This window comes from Bradyrhizobium sp. SZCCHNS3016 (assembly GCF_032484535.1).
Taxonomy (GTDB): Bacteria; Pseudomonadota; Alphaproteobacteria; order Rhizobiales; family Xanthobacteraceae; genus Bradyrhizobium.
This window is the reverse complement of sequence record NZ_JAUETE010000007.1, coordinates 28,314-46,745: the sequence shown is the minus strand read 5'-3', so window position 1 is coordinate 46,745 and position 18,432 is coordinate 28,314. Positions and strand designations below refer to the sequence as shown.

Genomic DNA, 18,432 nt, shown 5'->3' with positions numbered 1-18,432 from the left:
TGAGGGAACAGTCCCCATGACCACTGCCGCCATCACCGGGGTCACGGCGCGCGCCGTGATCACGCCCATGAAGCGCCCCCTGCGCAACGCGTTCGGGATCATCGACTCCGGACCGCTGGTGCTGATCGACGTCGCGACCGATCAGGGGGTTACCGGCCATTCCTACCTGTTCGCTTACACCAGGCTCGCCTTGAAACCGCTGCTGCATCTGGTCGAGGAGATCGGCCGCGAGCTCAAAGGCCAAGCGCTGGTCCCGTTCGACCTGATGAAACTCATGGACGCCAGATTCCGCCTGCTCGGCTGGCAGGGTCTCGTCGGCATGGCCGTCTCGGGCCTCGACATGGCGTTCTGGGACGCGCTCGGTCAGCTCGCGGGCAAGCCCGTGGTCGAGCTGCTCGGCGGCACGGCGCGGCCGATTCCGGCCTATGACAGCTATGGCGTGCTCGATGCCAAGGACGACGAGCGCACCTTGCGCGCCGCGCGCGACGAGCACGGCTTCCGCGCCATCAAGACCAAGGGCGGTCATGGCGATCTCGCCACCGACGAAGCGATGATCAAGGGCCTGCGCGCCCTGCTCGGCCCGGACATGGCGCTGATGCTCGACTTCAACCAGTCGCTCGATCCCGCCGAGGCGACACGTCGAATTACCAACCTTGCTGCCTACGACCTGACCTGGATCGAGGAGCCGGTGCCGCAGGAGAATCTCTCCGGCCATGCCCGAGTGCGCGAGCGCTCGGAGATCCCGATCCAGGCCGGTGAGAACTGGTGGTTTCCGCGCGGCTTTGCCGAGGCGATCGCGGCCGGCGCCTCCGACTTCATCATGCCCGACCTGATGAAGGTCGGCGGCATCACCGGCTGGCTCAACGTCGCAGGGCAGGCCGATGCCGCCTCGATCCCGATGTCGAGCCACATCCTGCCCGAGGCGAGCGCGCATGTGCTGGCGGTGACGCCGACGGCGCACTGGCTCGAAGTGCTGGACTTCGCCGGCGCCATCCTCGCCGAGCCGCTGCAGGTGGTGGACGGCAAGGTCACCGCGCGAGGTCCGGGTCTCGGCCTCGCCTGGAACAAGAGCGCGGTCGCGAAGTATCAGGTGACGTGACGGCGCGCCCGCGCTCACATTGTGTCGCGGGCGAAGCGCGCCACGACGAGATCGAGCAGGGCGCGCAGCCGCGCCAGCCGCTTGAGATCGCGGTGGTAGCCGACGAACGTATCGCGTCCCGGCGGCTCTTCGCCGAGGTCGATGCGGGAAATGCCGGGGGTGGCATCGCCGAGCGGACGTGGCAGCACGGCGACGCCGCGGCCGAGCGCGCACAGGCGCGCCTGAACGTCGCGGCTGTTGCTTCGGATGCCGACGCGTGCCCCCGGCAGCACGCGTGAGAGCCAGACCGCGTCGGGCATCCCGCCAAAACCGCTGTCCATCGTGATCAGGTCGTGGCCTTCGCCATCGCCGGGACGAGGCTGCGGCCGACCGGTCTGGAGATAGACGCCGTAGCGGATGTGGGTGAGCCGGCGCACGATCACGTCGGGCTCGTCGAACGACGCGATCCGGAAGGCAATGTCGGCCTGGCGCCGTGCCAGGCTGTAGACCCGCGCATCCGTCAACATCTCGACCATGACGCGGGGATGCGATTGCGCGAACTCCGCAATCACCGGCGACAGCATGTGCAGGCCGAACCAGTCCGAGCAGGCGATGCGCAGGGTGCCGTCGAGGCCCTGATCGCCGCCGCCGAGGTTGCGCCCGATCGAAAGCGTCTCCTCCTCGATCCGCTCGGCGTGGGCCAGGACCATGGCGCCTTCATCGGTCAGGACGAAACCCGTGGTCGTGCGCTGGAACAGCGTCTGGCCGACACTCCGCTCCAGCGCCCGCAACCGACGGCCGACCGTCGGCTGGCTCTGCCCGATCCGCCGGCCGGCGGCGCCCAGGGTGCCCTCGCGCGCAACTGCCAGGAAGACCTGCAGATCGCTCCAATCCATCTCGGCACCACCCATTCATTTTTGAATGAGACAATATCAAATAAAGCCATTTCCAAACACTTTCGACATCGCCACACAAGACCCAACAGCAACGAGGTGTTGTGATGGCCTTCAGTCAATCGATGCGCGCCGTGGTCTTGGACGAGGTGGACGGGCCGTTTCGGATCGCTGAGGTGCCGCGCCCCAGTCCCGGCCCCGGCGAGGTGCTGGTCCGCGTCGCGGCCAGCGGTCTCAATCCGCTCGACCTGAAGATTCGCGCAGGCAAAGCTGCGCATGCGAGGCATCCTCTGCCCGCCGTGCTCGGCATCGATCTCGCGGGAACGGTGGAGCGGGTCGGCTCCGGCGTCACCGGCTTCAAGGCCGGCGACGAGGTCTACGGCATGACCGGCGGTGTCGGCGGCATCCAGGGATCGCTCGCCGAATTCGCCGCCGTCGATGCCCGGCTGATTGCGCACAAGCCGACGCGGCTCGGCATGCGCGAGGCCGCCGCCCTGCCCCTGATCACCATCACGGCCTGGGAAGGACTGGTCGACCGCGCCGCCGTAAGCCGCGGCCAGACGGTTCTGGTCCAGGGTGGCGGCGGCGTGGGACGTGTCGCGGCACAGCTTGCACGGGCGCGCGGCGCCGAGGTGTTCGTGGTCGCCTCGGCCGAACGGCGCGCGGAACTCAGCGCGCTCGGCGTCACCCCGATCGACCGTCACACGACGAGCGTCGATCAGTATGTCCGCGAGTATGCGGCCGGACGCGGCTTCGACGTCGTCTATGACACCGCTGGCGGTGCGGCGCTCGACGCCTCGTTCCATGCGGTCGCCCGCTTCGGCCATGTCGTGAGCGCCCTCGGCTGGGGCAGTCATGCGCTGGCGCCCCTGTCATTCAAGGCTGCCAGCTATTCGGGCGTGTTCACGCTGTTGCCGCTGTTGACCGGTGAAGGCCGCGAGCATCACGGCTTCATCCTCGCCCAGGCCGCCGAGCTTGCGGACGCGGGTCACCTCGCACCGCGCATGGACGAGCGCCGCTTCTCACGCTCCGAGGTCGACGCCGCCTATGCCGCGCTCGCGGGCGGCGCGACCGGCAAGATCGTCGTCGAGCTCGAGTGACGGCGCGGCATCAGTAGTCGACGCCGAACCGGTCGAAGAGGCGCCTGAACACGGCCGGCAGGGTCTCGGTGAGATCCTCCGCGATCAGGCCGGGGCCGGCCTCGTTGCCCGCCTCGCCATGCATCCAGACGCCGATGCAGGCGGCCTCGAACGCCGGCACACCCTGCGCCAGCAAGCCGGCGATGATGCCGGCGAGGACGTCGCCGGCGCCGGCGGTGGCGAGCCAGGGCGGCGCGTTGGCGGCGATCGCGGCGCGGCCGTCGGGCGCGGCCACCGTCGTGTCGGCCCCCTTCAGCAGTACCACGGCGCCGCAGCGCGCGGCGGCCGCGCGGACGCGCTCCAGCTTGGAGCGGCCGGGATGCTTGTTGCTGAGATCCGAGAACAGGCGCGGGAATTCGCCCTCGTGCGGCGTCAGCACGATCTGCGCGTCAGCCATCGCCCTGATCTGCTCGAACAGCCGCTCCGGCGCATCGGCGAAGCTCGTCAATGCGTCGGCATCGAGCACGAGATGACGCTGCGCCGACAGCGCGGTGAAGACGAGGTCGCGCGTGCGCTCGCTGACGCCCGTTCCGGGCCCGATGATGCAGGTGTTGTAGCGCCTGTCGCCGAGCAGCTCGCCGAACTCGATCGCGGTGTCGGCGGCGCGCACCATCACCGCCGTCAGCGCCGCCGCATTGACAGCGAGCGCATCGCGCGGCGAGGCCAGCGTGACCAGACCGGCGCCGGCCCGCAACGCGGCGCGCGCGGCCATCCGCGCCGCGCCTGTCGCGGCGACGTCGCCGGACATCGCGAGCACATGGCCACGCGCGTATTTGTGGCCGTCGATAACAGGCACGGGAAAACGGCCCTGCCAGAGCTCGGGTTCGTTCTCGAAGGCCTGCGGCCTGATCTCGGCGAGCACCTGTGGATCGATGCCGATGTCGGCGAGCCGGACGCGCCCGCAATGCTGGCGGCCCGGCAGCAGCAGGTGCGCTGGCTTCTTGCGGAAGAAGGTCACCGTCTCGATGGCGCGGACCGCAATGCCCATCACCGCAGCCGTGGTGCCGTTGATGCCGCTCGGCAGGTCGACGGCGAGCACCGGCGCGCCATTGCCGTTGATCGCTGCGATGACGTCATGGGGCTCGCCGGTGACGGGCCGGCTGAGACCGGCGCCGAATAGCGCGTCGATGATCAGCGCCGGCTTGCCGATCGCCTGCGGCGTGAACGGCAGCACCGGAAACTTCCAGCCCTTGGCGGCGGATGCCGCATCGCCATGCAGCGCGTCGCGCTCGCACATCAGGATGACCGACACGTCCCTGCCCTGCGCGGCGAGCTCGGCCGCGGCAACGAAGCCGTCGCCGCCATTGTTGCCCGGCCCGCACACGACCACGATCGGCCCGGTCTCGACCAGGTCCATGGCCGCCTCGGCCACCGCCTGTCCGGCACTCAGCATCAGCGAAAAGCCCGGCGTGCCGGCCGCGATCGTCAGCCGGTCGGCGCGCTCCATTTCGCTCGTGGTCAAGATTTCCATAAACCGCTCTCGTCTCCAGCCGCCGTCTTGCGCCGGCGGCCTGATGTCGTCCCCATGGCCTCGCAGGGGACGTCGGCGCCCCGTTCCTCGGAGCCGGTGCGCGCGAATCCCGCGCTTCCTATTGCCGCGCCGGCCCGCAACTTCCAAGGGCGCTGCGCATCTGGCAAGGCGCGACGAAACCCGGCACGTCGCCTTTTCCCTGGGCATTTCGGACAGCGCCCGGCTCCGCCGTCAAGACCTGCACAACGTTTGATCTGTTTGCCTAATCTCAAGGCTCCGGTATTCTAGACGTTCCTTGAGGGAATCGTCGGGTGCTCGTGAAATGCCTGATTATCGGCTCGATTTGGGCCCGTTAACGACTTGGCATAGACCCTGCTTTTGTGGAGCCACTTCGGCACGGGGCAAGTCGGGCAGTCAATCACCGGGCCTCCGCCGGAGAGTGTCGGGCCCGGTAACGAAATGATCGAACGACCTGCGCGTGCGCGCAGCCTGACGATGACCCACCTGTTGTTTATAGCGGAATGCCCGGGAGGCGCTCAGTGAAGAAGATCGAAGCCATCATCAAGCCGTTCAAGCTCGACGAGGTGAAGGAGGCGCTTCAGGAAGTGGGACTTCAGGGCATCACCGTCACCGAAGCGAAGGGTTTCGGCCGGCAAAAAGGCCATGCCGAGCTCTACCGGGGCGCCGAATACATCGTCGATTTCCTGCCCAAGGTGAAGATCGAGATCGTGATCGGCGACGACCTGGTCGAGCGCGCGATAGAGGCGATCCGCCGCGCCGCCCAGACCGGCCGCATCGGCGACGGCAAGATCTTCGTGTCCAACATCGAGGAAGCCATCCGCATCCGAACCGGAGAATCCGGGCTGGACGCGATCTAGCCCGACCGCAGGCCTGGAACGGACCGTCCGCTCCAGGCCCCGCACGGAACGTTTGCTGCGCCAGCAGCCCCTACGGCAGCTCAAGTGTCCTCTGCGAGGCGCTTGCACGCGGCCGTTTTGCCGTTTCCGATGTTGTCTTGGCCCCCGCACGAGGCTATGGAGCATGACCCGCGGACGCCGTCCCGCGCCGGGCCGTGACGTTATAAGCCAAGAGGGGTATTCATGAAGACCGCCAAGGACGTCTTGAAAGCAATCAAAGACAACGACGTCAAATACGTCGACCTCCGCTTCACCGACCCGCGGGGCAAGTGGCAGCACGTCACCTTCGACGTCAGCATGATCGACGAAGACATTTTTGCCGAAGGCACGATGTTCGACGGCTCCTCGATCGCCGGCTGGAAGGCGATCAATGAATCCGACATGTGCCTGATGCCCGACCCGGTCACCGCGACGATCGATCCGTTCTTCGCCGAAACGACCATGATCATCACCTGCGACGTGCTCGAGCCGACCACCGGCGAGCCGTACAACCGTGATCCCCGCGGCATCGCCAAGAAGGCCGAGGCGATGGTGAAGTCGATGGGCGTGGGCGACAGCGTGTTCGTCGGCCCCGAAGCCGAGTTCTTCGTGTTCGACGACGTGCGCTACAGCTCCTCGCCCTACAACACCGGCTTCCGCCTCGACTCCTCGGAGCTGCCGACCAATTCCGACACCGAGTATGAAGGCGGCAATCTCGGCCATCGCATCCGCACCAAGGCCGGCTACTTCCCGGTGCCGCCGCAGGACTCGGTGCAGGACATGCGCTCGGAGATGCTCGGCGCGATGGCCCGCATGGGCGTCAAGGTCGAGAAGCACCACCACGAGGTCGCTTCCGCCCAGCACGAACTCGGCATGAAGTTCGACACGCTGACCTTGATGGCCGACCAGATGCAGATCTACAAGTACTGCATCCACCAGGTCGCGCACATCTACGGCAAGACCGCCACCTTCATGCCGAAGCCGGTCTATGGCGACAACGGTTCGGGCATGCACGTCCACCAGTCGATCTGGAAGGACGGCAAGCCGGTGTTCGCGGGCAACAAGTATTCCGACCTGTCGGAGACCTGCCTGTCCTACATCGCCGGCATCATCAAGCACGCCAAGGCCATCAACGCCTTCACTAACCCGTCGACCAACTCCTACAAGCGTCTGGTCCCGGGCTATGAGGCGCCGGTGCTGCTCGCCTACTCCGCGCGCAACCGCTCGGCATCCTGCCGCATCCCCTACACCTCGTCGCCGAAGGCCAAGCGCGTCGAGGTCCGCTTCCCCGATCCGCTCGCCAACCCCTATCTCGGCTTTGCCGCGATGCTGATGGCCGGCCTCGACGGCGTGAAGAACAAGCTCGATCCGGGACCGGCGATGGACAAGGACCTCTACGACCTGCCGAAGGAAGAGCTGAAGCAGATCCCGACCGTCTGCGGCTCGCTCCGCGAGGCGCTCGAGAACCTCGACAAGGACCGCGCCTTCCTGAAGGCCGGCGGCGTGTTCGACGACGACTTCATCGACAGCTACATCGCGCTGAAGATGACCGAGGTCGAGCGCTTCGAAATGACCCCGCACCCGGTCGAGTTCGACATGTACTACTCGGGCTAAGGCCCGATAAGATCGGCGGATGACGACACCAGGGCGCCCCTTGCGGGGCGCCCTTTTCGTTGGTGTCGCAGTGCCGTGCTGGCGAATGCCAAGGCCGGCATGAGCGCCAGAACGGCGGTACGACATTCCGCCCAATGACGAATAGGGACAGGCGCAAGGAATAGATCGGGCCGGAATGAGTTTCTATCCCTGTGATCCACATGCATTGGGAGATTTCGAATGACCAAGCTTTCGATCTCGTGCCTCTTCGTGACCGCCGCAATCTCACTCGCGGTGATCTCGTCCGCCAGCGCGGCGCCTCCAACCAAGGGCGGCAGCAGCGCGAAGGGTGACATCCTCACCGACAACAAGGGCATGACGCTCTACACGTTCGACAAGGACGTCGACGGCAAATCAGCCTGCAACGGTCCCTGCGCGACCAACTGGCCGGTCCTGAAAGCCGAAGCCAGCGACAAGGCCGACGCCAACTACACCATCATCACACGGGATGACGGCTCCAGGCAGTGGGCTTACAAGGGCAAGCCGCTCTACACCTTCGCCAAGGATCAGAAACCCGGCGACATCACAGGCGATGGCTTCCTGAACAACGCCTGGCATCTCGCAAAGCCCTGATCGCAGCCGCGCTCTCGCCACGCGCGGGACGAGCTGTACGGATTGGGCTTGGCCGTAGGAGACGGCCACTCTCGGAGAATCCGCCGGACGCGCCTGCGACCGGCGCCCATTGACGAGCGCTGCGTTGTCGTGGCTATCGAGAAATGCGGCAAGCTTTCCTGATGGAGATCTTGCCGCACCACCCCTGCCCCAGCGCCCTTCACCGGGCGCCTTTTGTTGGTGGCTGCTCATCTGCGATGATCCAACGGGACTCGTCCTTCGAGACGCTCGGCTATCGCCAAGCTCCTTAAGGATGAGGAGATGGAGGTCGCGCAAGGCCGCGGTTTCTCCTCATGGTGAGGAGGCGCGCGCCCATGAGTCAATGAGATCATCCGACAGAAGTGCGCGCGCCGTCTCGAACCATGAGGCCCGAGGGCGCAACTCAGCCGCTATTTCTCGGGAAAGCTCACCACGATCTGCTCGACCACCGGTCCCCATTTGCGCAACTCCGCCTTGTCGGATGCGATGCGATCACCGATCGGATTTCCCTCGTGGTCGTCACTGCCGAAGCGAACGCTGACGGAGCATCCACCCGGCAAAGGACGGCTCAGCGTGCCGCCTTTCCAGTCGACAACGAAGCCGCCACCATCGGTGAAGAACTCGCGGATCAGAAACGGCCTGCCATTGACACCGGCGAGGTGCAGGTGATCGGCCCCTCGGCAGGCGGCGCGGTCTGTGCCCACGCCGGCGCAGCCAGAAGCATCAACAACAAGCTCGTTCGGCGCATGCTCATCCCGGTCAGTCCTGCGACTATGAAGCCATCACTTCGCGGCGAAATTGATGCCTATCTCCGTGACGACGGGCGCGAATTTGACGAGCGCCGGATTGTCGGACGACACCTTCACGCCATCGCCCGAGAGCGCGCGCGGTGGGTCCTTGTCTTTGCCGAACCGCACCGTGATCGAGCAGCCGCCCGGCAGGATGCGTCCCAGCGTGCCGTTCTTGAAGTCGGTGACGAAGCCGCCATAGTCCCAGCCGAAGCCTGAGACGACGAACGGCTTGCCGTTGGCCTTCTGGACCGCGGCGAGGCTCGCGCCGATGGTGATGCCCGCAACGCTCCAGCGGCTGGTCTTGGCCGTGTCGCGCAAGGTCAGCCCGGACACCGTCGCGATCTTGTCGTCGATGAAGGCGACCTCGATGCGCCGGTCCAGCGCCCGCGGAAACAGCACGAGACCTTTATAGGTCTCGCCTTCGGCGCCGGGGAGATCCTGAACCACGGCCTCATCGCCGTAGCGCTGCTTGAGACTCTTCACGGTGTCGGTCGCCGCCACGGGCAGCGTGCAGGTGATCGGTCCTTCAATGGGCAGCGCGGTCTGGGCGAAGGCCGGAGCAGCGAGGAGCAGAGCTGCAGCAGTCAGGACGTGGCGCATCCGGGCTTCCTTGTGACGGGCTCACGATGAGGCGTCTCTGCAGCTTCGTCTGCCGCGCCGGAAATCCGGTTCAGTCCCGGCCTTCAGGACGACAGATGGCGCTTCTTGACCGCCGCCCCGAACGCCTCGAACAGCTTGCGATTGATCGGGTTCTTCTGCGGGTCATATTCGGCGTGCCATTGCACGCCCAGCGCAAAACTCGGCGCGTCGGCGATGCGGATGGCCTCGATGGTGCCGTCCTCGGCGATACCCTCGATGACGACCCGGGCGCCGGGCTCGAGGATGCCCTGGCCATGCAGCGAATTGACCTTGATCGCGTCGCAGCCGAGGATCGTAGCGAAGGCCCCGCCCGGCGTCAGACGCACCTCGTGGCGATCGGCGAACACGACGGTCGGATCGGGATGGATCTCACCATTCTCCAGCCGGGGCATGCGATGGTTCATGCGGCCCGGCAGCTCGCGGATCTCCGGATGCAGCGAGCCGCCGAAGGCGACGTTCATCTCCTGGAGGCCGCGGCAGATGCCGAACAGCGGAATGCCTCTGGAGACGCAGGCCTCCGACAGCTGCAGCGCGACCTCGTCGCGATGGATGTCGTAGGGCTCGTGCTTGAGGCTCGGCTCGGTATTGAAACGGGTCGGATGCACGTTGGCGCGGGCGCCGGTCAGCACCACGCCATCGACGACATCGAGCAGCGCGGCGATGTCGGTGATCTCGGGAACGCCGGCAAACATCAGCGGCAGCGCGCCCGCGACCTCGGCCACGGCGCTCAGGTTGCGCTCGCCCACCATCTGCACGGTGAACCTATTCTCGACGCGATGGCTGTTGCCGATCACGCCGACCACCGGACGTTTCATTGCTTTCGTTTCTCTCCCTTTTATCCGGCCTTCGGCTGCCGCATCCGCCAGTCCGGCAGGCACAAATCATGCCTGCGTCGCACGGCAGGATCAACATATGGCCACGCGGGTCCCCAATGCCAATTGCGGACACCCCCGCAAGCGTCCTGCAGCGCCCCGCTTCCCCAAGCCTGCGCTTGATCCGCCAGCCGTTTTCGCCAATGTGTGGGGGCCGATCAGCACAGAGGATGCCTCATGACCGCCCCCGCCGACCCACGCCTCCAGGCCCGCAGCGACCTGGCCTGGGCCATTGCCGTGGGCGGCATCGGGGTAACCCTGTTCATGGCCGGCATGGCCTTCACCTGGTATTACGCGGCTGCGATCTTCCTGCTGTTCGCGGGCATGCTGCTCGGCGTCGCGCTCAACGCGATGACCAGCCTGCTCGGCCGCGTCCTGCCCTGGCCGCATCCGGCGCGGCTCGTCATCGTCTGCTTGGCCCTCGCGGCCGTGCTCGTCGGCATCGTCTTCCTGGGCGGCACCACCATCGCGGACCAGGCCAAGGTGCTGAGCGATACGATCAAGTCGCAGCTCGGCAACATCAAGGGCTTCCTCGACCGCAACGGCATCGACACCAGCTTCTTCGACTTCAACGCCGCGAGCACGGCCACATCAGCTCCTGATGGCGGCTCGACCACACCGACCCAGACGCCGTCCCATGGCCTGCCGGGCGGCCTGCCCTCGCCGAGCGCGCTGGCCTCCTCCGGCGGCGCCATCGTCAGCCAGACCTTCAAGCTGCTGCTGGGCACCGTCAGCGCCGTCGGCAACTTCTTCATCGTGCTGTTCCTGGGATTGGCCTTCGCGGCCCAGCCGGCCGTCTACCGCAGCGGATTGCTTTTCCTGGCGCCGGCGAAGTACCGCGACCAGGCCACCGTGATCGTGGACCGCATCAGCTATACGCTGGAGCGCTGGCTGATCGCCCAGATCACGACGATGTTCGCCGTGTTCCTCGTCACCTGGATCGGCCTCGCCATCATCGGCGTGCAGAGCTCGTTCATCCTCGGCATCCAGGCCGGCCTGCTGGCGTTCATTCCGACCGTCGGCGCGATCATCGCCGGCGTCATCGTGGTGCTGGCGAGCCTCGCCTCCGGCTGGGTCGCAGCGGTCAGCGCCTTCGTGCTGTTCCTCGGCGTGCACGCGATGGAGAGCTACGTGCTGACGCCGCTGATCCAGCGCCAGGCGCTGGACATCCCGCCGGCCACGCTGTTTGCGTTCCAGATCCTGCTCGGCATCGTGTTCGGCGTCTGGGGCCTGACCCTGGCGCTGCCGCTGATGGCGATCGCCAAGGTCATGATCGACTATTTCAAGAGCGACCGCCGCACCGAGGACGCCGCAGCCGCGATCTGAGGCCCGGTCAGAGCCCGCTCAGCCGGCCGGCATCGCGGTCTCGACCAGCTTGGCCCAATAGCTGATGCCGTGCGGGATCACCTCGTCGTTGAAATCATATTCCGGGTGATGCACGCCCGCCCCCTCGCCGATGCCCATGAAGACGAACGCGCCGGGCCGCGCCTGCAGCATGTAGGCAAAATCCTCGCCGCCGAGCCGGGGCGGCATGTCGGTGATGACCTGATCGGGCCCGACGACGCTGCGCGCCACGTCGGCCGCGAACGCGGTCTGCTCTGCATGGTTGATGACGACCGGATAGCCCCATTCGTAGTCGATCTCCGCCTCGACGCCCATCCCGCTCGCGAGCGCCGTCACGAGGCCCTTGAAGCGCTCGTCCATCAAGCGGCGGATGTCCTCGTCGAGCGTGCGCACGGTGCCGCCGATGATTGCGGTCTGCGGAATGATGTTGTCGGCGGTCGTCCCCGCGTGAAAGCGCGTGATCGACAGCACCGCGCTTTCGACCGGATCGACGTTGCGCGCCACGATCGTCTGCAGCGCGGTCACGATCTGCGCGCCGGCGATGATCGGATCGACGCATTTGTTCGGCCGCGCGGCATGGCCGCCGAGGCCCTTCAGGCGCACCTCGAAGGTGTCGGCGGCGGCCATCACGGCGCCGGTGCGCGTCGCGACCGTTCCGAGCGGCAGGCCCGGCGCATTGTGCAGGCCGTAGACCTCCTCGATGCCGAAGCGCTCCATCAGGCCGTCGTCGACCATCGCGCGGCCGCCGGCCCCGCCCTCCTCGGCCGGCTGAAAGATGACGATGGCCGTGCCGGCGAAGTTGCGCGTCTCGGCGAGATAGCGCGCCGCGCCCAGCAGCATCGCGGTGTGGCCGTCATGGCCGCAGGCGTGCATCCGGCCCGGAATGGTGGACTTGTGCGGGATTTCGCTGATCTCCTGCAGCGGCAGCGCGTCCATGTCGGCACGCAGGCCGATCACACGCTGCGACGGCTCGCGCCCGCGGATGACGCCGACGACGCCGGTCCTGCCGATACCGCTGACGACCTCGTCGACACCGAACGAGGCCAGCAGCTCGGCGACACGCGCGGCCGTCCGATGCACCTCGTAGAGCAGCTCGGGATGCTGGTGGAAATCGCGGCGCCAGACCTTGGCGTCTTCCGCCAGCTCGGCGGCGCGGTTGATGATCGGCATGACGGAGTTCCAGAAAATGAGGAGCACGCCATGGCGACGCGCATGTCATCTCATTGCATGTCGAGCCGCAGCAAAAGACAAGCCACATTCGCTCATGCGATGCTGCGCAGGCTGCATTGCCGCAGCGATGCGGCCGCTCGAAATGCCTGAGCTGATCCTGCTTATGATCGAAGACCGCTCAGCTCGCGCGCGAGGTTGGCCCGCGCCTTCTGGTCGAGGGCAGCGGCAAAGCCCGCATCCGGATAGATCACGGGGCGCCCCGCGAACCGCTCCAGCACGGCTGCGCGCCCGGCGCGGTAGGCGTCGTCCGGCACGTGCGCATATTCGCGCCGGATCGCATCCGCATAGGCGTCGTAGCCGGCCTCATCGGTGCCGAGAATGGCGAGATCGATCGAGACGAGCAGCGCGCCCAGCCGATCGCCGGGCACGACGTCGTGCGTCCGGGTCAGCCGGATCAGGCGTCCGACCTCGTCGCGCAGCTCGGGCGCGACGTGACGCTCGGCAAGGATGGCGCTCTGCTCCTCATTGTCGGAGCGCGTGGGATCATACACGACGTCGTGCCACCAGATCGCCAGCGTCAGGATCTCGCGGTCGCGGACGCTGAGGTCCGCGACGCGATCGAGCTGGGCCAGGCAGTCCCGGACGTGGCGAAGATCATGGTAGTGCCGTCCGGCGGCAGCGTAGGCTTCGACCAGATCGTCATGCGTCATGATGGTGTTCCGCGGCGAGCAGCGCTGGCGCGGCCTCAGCCGGCCGAAGTCAGCACCGTCTCGGTGTGCTCGACATCCGGAGGACTGGCAAAATACTGCCCGACCAGGCCGCGCCATTCGGTGAAGTTCTCCGAGCCGCGGAAATCGACCGTGTGGTTTTCGAGCGTCTCCCACTTCACCATCAGGCGGTAGCGCTGCGGCTTCTCGATCGATTTGTGCAGCTCGAAGCCGTGAAAGCCCTTGGAGCGGCCGAAAGCAGCGCGTGCTTTCGCGACCGCGGCCTCGAAATCCTTCTCCGTGCCCGGCTTGACGTCGATCTGGGCGATTTCCGTGATCATCTTCTGTCGGCCTCCCCTGGTGTGGGCCGCTTGTCTAGCCCAGACATCGGGAGAGCGAAAGCCGCGCCTCAGCTGGACAACACCGCCTGTCCCGACTGCGGCAGGCTGGCAGCGGCGCGCTGGCGGCGGTAGCGGTCGAGCGACAGCGGCAGCTCCGCCGAGGCCTCGACCCGGTTGCGCCCGGAGCGCTTGGCCTTGTAGAGCGCGGTATCGGCGGCCGCGAGCAGCACGTCGAGATCGGTCCCGCCCGGCCCACCGGCGACGCCGATGCTGACGGTGGTGTCCACCGGCTTGTCCTCGGACACCACGCCGGAGGCCGCGAACGCCTCACGGACACGCTCGGCGGCGACCATGGCCTCTTCGATCGAACAGGGCAAAAGTGCTGCGAACTCCTCGCCACCGATCCGCCCCGAGAGATCGGTGAGGCGCAGATTGTTGACCACGACGTTTGCGAACAGCTTCAGGACCTCGTCGCCCTCGGCGTGGCCGAAGCGGTCGTTGATCGACTTGAAATGATCGATGTCGAAGATCAGCACGCTGACCGGGCGCTGCTCGCGCGCCTCGCGCTCGATGAGCTGCGCGGAGGACTCGGCAAAGCCGCGGCGGTTGAGCAGGCCCGTCAGCGGGTCGGTGGTCGCCGCGCGCTTGTGGGCGCTGACGATGCGCTCGGACACCAGCATGAAGATTACGAACACGGTGCCGACCGCATAGAGCACGAGCTCGATCGAAAAGATCGTGACCCAGGCCGCGGCGAAGGCGCCGTCGGAATCGCGCAGCATGTTGCCGAGCAGGATCGGCAGCATCAGGACGAAGCCGTGCATCACCGGCACGATCAGCGCCGGCCAGCGCTTGTGCAAGGTCCGCCGTCGCTCCTGCCACAGCTCGGCCGCGGTCAGCATGGCGTAGATCACGACGATCGCGGCGCCGATCGTCAGCCGCAGCGCCTGCGCCGACGCATCGAGCAGCATGCCGCTGGCGATCCAGACCGTCGCGCCGAGCACGAGCCCAAGCACGCTCGGCGGCTTGCCGTGGAACACGCGCGCGGCATTCCACACCATGGCGGTGGCGATCAGACCGATGGAGCTCAGGAACAGCGACACCACCTCACCATAGAGCTCGCCGATCAGCGTCCACAGCGCGATCGCGACGGCGCCGAGAATATAGGCCGCCCCCCACCAGCGCAGCGCCGGCGTGTTCTCCTGTCGACCGAAATGGAGCAACATGGCGCCAAGCAGCGCCGCGACCATGGTCGCTACGATGTCGAGCGTCATGCTATCAAGCGCCATCGATCACCTCGGTTGCTGCGGCGGCGCGGGAAGTCAGGGTTAGCGCGGCCTTATCGCGATCAACCTAGCGGGCGGTTTGTTGGAAAGAGGTTTGCCTGGGATGCCAAGTTTTCTCGAAAAGCCCGGCGCAACTCGTCAACAAATTGCTGCGCAAGAAATCTGCAAACAGGATTCAAAAATGCCGAGGCAATCCGCGCGACCGCCCGCCCAGATTGCATACGGCACACCCCCCTTCATTGATAGTTGTGCGCCCCCGCGTGCGGAATCAATGGTTTCCCGTCCTGCGGCGAACACTCATCGAAACGATAAGAAACCTTCTCAAATTTGAGATCATCTCTCCCTAACACGTCCCGACCGCGGCGCGATCCGCCGCTCGAGGTGGGGACGACGATGTCTTTCGACGACGATTCATCGAACAACAAGCCGGCCGCAGGCCATCATCCGTCGCGCGGTCCGGAGCCGGTGCAGGGCGTGGACCGCCGCACGCTGCTGCGCAATGCGATGGGCGTTTCCGCGCTCGGCCTCGGCGCCAGCCTGCTGCCCGGCCAGGCGGCGCACGCGCATTGGCGCATGCATCATCACCACCATCACGTCACGACCAGTTTCGCGCTCGCCGTCCTTCCCGATACGCAGTTCTACTCGCGCTATGCAACGTCGGAAGAAGGCCAGGCCTATCAGCGCCAATATGGCAGCACGCCCTATCCGGCGCAGACGCAGTTCATCGTCGACAACGCCGCGAAATACCACATCCCGTTCACCATCCATCTCGGCGACGTCGTCGACCAGTCCAAGCATCCGCAGCAATGGGCGGTCGCCGATGCCGCGATGAAGCTGCTCGAGAACGCCGGCCGGCCCTATTCGGTGCTCGCCGGCAATCACGACGTGCTGTCGGCGCTGGAGTTCGAAAGCGCGACAAGCCAGAGCGCGGGCACAGATGCGCAGCGCGGTTCATCCGAGCCCTATCTCTCATGGTTTCCGACCAGCCGCGCGGCGAAGCAGCGGACCTTCCTGGAGCGCCATCCGAGCGGCTGGCACGAGGCGCATGTGTTCCACGCCTGCGGCGTCAGCTTCATGGTGCTGTCGCTGTCCTGGCGCGCCTCGGATGATGCCATCGCGTGGGCGCGCAGCATGATCGCGCGCCATCCGATGCTGCCGGTCATCCTCGCCAATCACCAGTTGCTCAACATCGCCAATGACGGCGTCAGCCCGCTCGAGGTCGCCTACGGCCAGTATCTCTGGGACAAGCTGATCCGCAGCAACGACCAGATCTTCATGACCCTCAACGGCCACTATCATGGCGGCGCGCTGCTGACGAAGATCAACGACTTCCACAATCCGGTCCACCAGATGGTGGTCGACTATCAGATGGCCTATCAGGGCGGCAACGGCCTGATGCGGCTCTACGAGTTCGACTTCACCCGCAACAAGATCGACGTCGCCTCGTTCTCACCGTGGGTGGTCGCGAAGCCGAAGGACAGCCTGAAGCAGTTCGACCGCGCCTGGCTGACCGAGGACAATCACGATTTCTCCATCGACATCGACTTCCGCCGCCGCTTCGCCCGCTTCACCAATTTCTGCCATCTGCCGGCCTTCGCCGGCACGCCGATCCTGCCGCGCGTCAAGCAGGATCTCTACGCCAACTACACCGAGGCGCCCGAGCCGGTGGTGGTGCCGCCGGCGAACGAGCAGGACTATCCGCTGATCGCCGAGACGGTTGCGCATTGGCGGATCGCCTCGTCGGCGATCGGCAAGGCGGTGGCCGCCGGCACTGCACTGCCGGACCTCACCGCCGCCAACCCGATGCAGCGCGCCTCGCTCGCGGGCGCCGCCCAGGTCGCCGACGTCGTCTTCACCGCCGACAAGCATCGGCTGTCATCGGCGCCGGGCAGCATGCAGTTCCTCAACACGACCAAGCAGGGCGCCGGCCGCTTCAGCTTTTTCACCACGGTAGCCAACGCGCCGATCAACGCGGCGACCTTCGCCAAGGGCTACACCGTCGAAGCCTTCATCAAGATCGATCCGAACTGGAAAGCCAGCGACCACGCCTGGTGCAACATCCTCACCCGCTTCGGCAACCGCGGCTGGCTGCCCGGCTATGCCGGCGGCGACCCGGAATCGCCGCCGATCCTGTTTGCGATCTCGAACCTGCGCGAGGTGCAGTGGGAGATCGTGCCGTCGAGTTCGACCCAGCAGCCGCAGACCGACTGGTCCGGCGAGATCATGCTGAACACCTGGTATCACCTCGCGATCGTCAACGATCCCAAGGACAATTCGACCGTGCTCTACATCGAGGGCGCGCCGGTCGTGCGCAGCGTCATCGGCGGCAACGGCATCGCCTCGACGGCGGCGTCGCAGCCCTGGGCGCTCGGCTGTGGCTGGTGGGACCGCGCTCCGGCGGACGGCTTCATCGGCAGCATCGGCGAGGTCCGCGTGGTGTCGAAGCCGCTGGCACCGAACCAATGGCTGACGGCGCGCCGCGCCAGCGCCTGATCCGCACAGGCTTCACGCAAAACAAAACGGGCGCCCGCGAGGGCGCCCGTTCGTATTGGAGAGCAAGGGATCCGGCCGCAGCCGGACCCAGGAGATCAGCGCTTCGAGAACTGGAAGGAGCGGCGGGCCTTGGCCTTGCCGTACTTCTTACGCTCGACGACGCGCGAGTCGCGGGTCAGGAAGCCGCCCTTCTTGAGGACGCCGCGCAGCTCCGGCTCGAAATTCGTCAGCGCCTTGGACAGGCCGTGACGGACCGCACCGGCCTGGCCGGACAGGCCGCCGCCGGCGACCGTGCAGATCACGTCGTACTGGCCCTTGCGGGCGGCGACGACCATCGGCTGCTCGATCATCATGCGCAGCACCGGACGGGCGAAGTAGACCTCGATGTCGCGGGTGTTGACGGTGACCTTGCCGGAGCCCGGCTTGATCCAGACGCGGGCGACCGCGTCCTTGCGCTTGCCGGTGGCATAGGCGCGGCCGAACTTGTCGACCTTCTTCTCATACTTCGGAGCGTCGGGAGCCGTGACGGCCCCCTTGAGCTGCGACAGCTGATCGAGAGACTGGATGCTTTCGGCCATCTTATGCGGCCCTCGTGTTCTTGCGGTTCAACTTGGCGATGTCGATCTTCTCGGGGTTCTGCGCTTCGTGCGGATGATCGGGTCCGCCATAGACACGCAGATTGCCCATCTGCACGCGACCGAGCGGCCCGCGCGGGATCATGCGCTCGATGGCCTTCTCGATCACGCGCTCGGGGAAGCGGCCCTCGAGGATCTGGCGCGCGGTGCGCTCCTTGACGTGGCCGACATAGCCGGTGTGCTTGTAGTACACCTTCTGCTCGCGCTTGCGGCCGGTCAGCACGGCGTGCGCGGCATTGACGATGATGACGTTGTCGCCGCAGTCGACGTGCGGCGTGTAGATCGGGAGGTGCTTGCCGCGCAGCCGCATGGCGACCAGCGTGGCGAGACGGCCGACGACCAGACCCTTGGCGTCGATCACGACCCACTTCTTCTGGACCTCGGCCGGCTTTGCCGAAAAGGTTTTCATGAGAGATATCCGTGACAGGGAGAATGC

Annotated in this window: 18 protein-coding genes; 7 read left to right on the top strand and 11 right to left on the bottom strand. The window is 66.4% G+C overall.

The window, feature by feature from the left end; genetic code table 11:
* The first annotated feature begins 16 nt into the window (after positions 1-16).
* The gene (locus QW881_RS15095; protein ID WP_315759190.1) at positions 17-1,099 is read left to right on the top strand and encodes an enolase C-terminal domain-like protein; all 1,083 of its coding nucleotides are present in this window, start codon (positions 17-19) and stop codon (positions 1,097-1,099) included.
* Positions 1,100-1,113: 14 nt separating this feature from the next.
* On the opposite strand, the gene QW881_RS15090 is transcribed toward QW881_RS15095, so the two are convergent.
* Positions 1,114-1,974 (bottom strand): LysR family transcriptional regulator, encoded by an 861-nt coding sequence (locus QW881_RS15090; protein WP_315759191.1) that lies wholly within the window; start codon positions 1,972-1,974, stop codon positions 1,114-1,116.
* Between the two features lie 104 nt (positions 1,975-2,078).
* Between QW881_RS15090 and QW881_RS15085 the strand changes: the two genes are divergently transcribed.
* The gene (locus QW881_RS15085; protein WP_315759192.1) at positions 2,079-3,071 is read left to right on the top strand and encodes a zinc-dependent alcohol dehydrogenase family protein; all 993 of its coding nucleotides are present in this window, start codon (positions 2,079-2,081) and stop codon (positions 3,069-3,071) included.
* Between the two features lie 10 nt (positions 3,072-3,081).
* Here QW881_RS15085 and QW881_RS15080 read toward each other — a convergent pair whose 3' ends face one another.
* Complete coding sequence (locus tag QW881_RS15080; RefSeq protein WP_315759193.1) at positions 3,082-4,581, bottom strand: NAD(P)H-hydrate dehydratase; 1,500 nt, start codon at positions 4,579-4,581, stop codon at positions 3,082-3,084.
* Positions 4,582-5,120: 539 nt separating this feature from the next.
* Here QW881_RS15080 and QW881_RS15075 point away from each other — a divergent pair.
* From QW881_RS15075 to QW881_RS15065, 3 genes are all read left to right on the top strand, one after another.
* The gene (locus tag QW881_RS15075) at positions 5,121-5,459 is read left to right on the top strand and encodes a P-II family nitrogen regulator (protein WP_009027873.1); all 339 of its coding nucleotides are present in this window, start codon (positions 5,121-5,123) and stop codon (positions 5,457-5,459) included.
* Positions 5,460-5,681: 222 nt separating this feature from the next.
* Entirely contained in the window at positions 5,682-7,091 is a 1,410-nt protein-coding gene (glnA, locus tag QW881_RS15070; protein WP_015666498.1) for a type I glutamate--ammonia ligase, read from the top strand.
* A gap of 219 nt (positions 7,092-7,310) precedes the next feature.
* The gene (locus QW881_RS15065; RefSeq protein WP_315759194.1) at positions 7,311-7,703 is read left to right on the top strand and encodes a hypothetical protein; all 393 of its coding nucleotides are present in this window, start codon (positions 7,311-7,313) and stop codon (positions 7,701-7,703) included.
* Between the two features lie 428 nt (positions 7,704-8,131).
* On the opposite strand, the gene QW881_RS15060 is transcribed toward QW881_RS15065, so the two are convergent.
* The 3 genes from QW881_RS15060 to QW881_RS15050 all read right to left on the bottom strand — a co-directional run bounded on the left by QW881_RS15060 (position 8,132) and on the right by QW881_RS15050 (position 9,966).
* Positions 8,132-8,425 carry a hypothetical protein gene (locus QW881_RS15060; RefSeq protein WP_315759195.1) on the bottom strand — a complete coding sequence of 98 codons (294 nt, stop codon included), beginning with the start codon at positions 8,423-8,425 and terminating at the stop codon, positions 8,132-8,134.
* Between the two features lie 78 nt (positions 8,426-8,503).
* Positions 8,504-9,112 (bottom strand): hypothetical protein, encoded by a 609-nt coding sequence (locus QW881_RS15055; protein WP_315759196.1) that lies wholly within the window; start codon positions 9,110-9,112, stop codon positions 8,504-8,506.
* An 83-nt stretch (positions 9,113-9,195) separates the two neighbouring features.
* Positions 9,196-9,966 (bottom strand): gamma-glutamyl-gamma-aminobutyrate hydrolase family protein, encoded by a 771-nt coding sequence (locus QW881_RS15050; RefSeq protein WP_316158519.1) that lies wholly within the window; start codon positions 9,964-9,966, stop codon positions 9,196-9,198.
* 234 nt (positions 9,967-10,200) lie between these two features.
* Here QW881_RS15050 and QW881_RS15045 point away from each other — a divergent pair, with 234 nt between their 5' ends.
* Positions 10,201-11,349: an AI-2E family transporter gene (locus QW881_RS15045; RefSeq protein ID WP_315759198.1), complete on the top strand. Its 1,149-nt coding sequence runs from the start codon at positions 10,201-10,203 to the stop codon at positions 11,347-11,349.
* Between the two features lie 18 nt (positions 11,350-11,367).
* On the opposite strand, the gene QW881_RS15040 is transcribed toward QW881_RS15045, so the two are convergent.
* The 4 genes from QW881_RS15040 to QW881_RS15025 all read right to left on the bottom strand — a co-directional run bounded on the left by QW881_RS15040 (position 11,368) and on the right by QW881_RS15025 (position 14,871).
* Positions 11,368-12,537, bottom strand: coding sequence for a M20 aminoacylase family protein (locus QW881_RS15040; RefSeq protein ID WP_315759199.1), 1,170 nt, complete (start codon positions 12,535-12,537; stop codon positions 11,368-11,370).
* A 161-nt stretch (positions 12,538-12,698) separates the two neighbouring features.
* On the bottom strand, positions 12,699-13,247 hold the full coding sequence (locus QW881_RS15035; RefSeq protein WP_315759200.1) for a phosphohydrolase: 549 nt from the start codon (positions 13,245-13,247) through the stop codon (positions 12,699-12,701).
* A gap of 35 nt (positions 13,248-13,282) precedes the next feature.
* A complete protein-coding gene (locus QW881_RS15030) occupies positions 13,283-13,585 on the bottom strand; it encodes an antibiotic biosynthesis monooxygenase family protein (RefSeq protein WP_006611040.1) in 303 nt (100 codons plus the stop codon).
* Between the two features lie 68 nt (positions 13,586-13,653).
* Positions 13,654-14,871, bottom strand: a complete 1,218-nt coding sequence (locus QW881_RS15025; protein ID WP_316158518.1) for a GGDEF domain-containing protein — start codon at positions 14,869-14,871, stop codon at positions 13,654-13,656.
* A 390-nt stretch (positions 14,872-15,261) separates the two neighbouring features.
* Here QW881_RS15025 and QW881_RS15020 point away from each other — a divergent pair, with 390 nt between their 5' ends.
* Entirely contained in the window at positions 15,262-17,361 is a 2,100-nt protein-coding gene (locus QW881_RS15020; protein WP_315759202.1) for a LamG-like jellyroll fold domain-containing protein, read from the top strand.
* A 95-nt stretch (positions 17,362-17,456) separates the two neighbouring features.
* Here the strand turns inward: QW881_RS15020 and rpsI are convergent, their stop codons facing one another.
* Complete coding sequence (rpsI, locus tag QW881_RS15015; protein ID WP_172109671.1) at positions 17,457-17,939, bottom strand: 30S ribosomal protein S9; 483 nt, start codon at positions 17,937-17,939, stop codon at positions 17,457-17,459.
* 1 nt (position 17,940) lies between these two features.
* Positions 17,941-18,405: a 50S ribosomal protein L13 gene (gene rplM / locus QW881_RS15010; RefSeq protein ID WP_315711511.1), complete on the bottom strand. Its 465-nt coding sequence runs from the start codon at positions 18,403-18,405 to the stop codon at positions 17,941-17,943.
* Between the last annotated feature and the right edge of the window lie 27 nt (positions 18,406-18,432).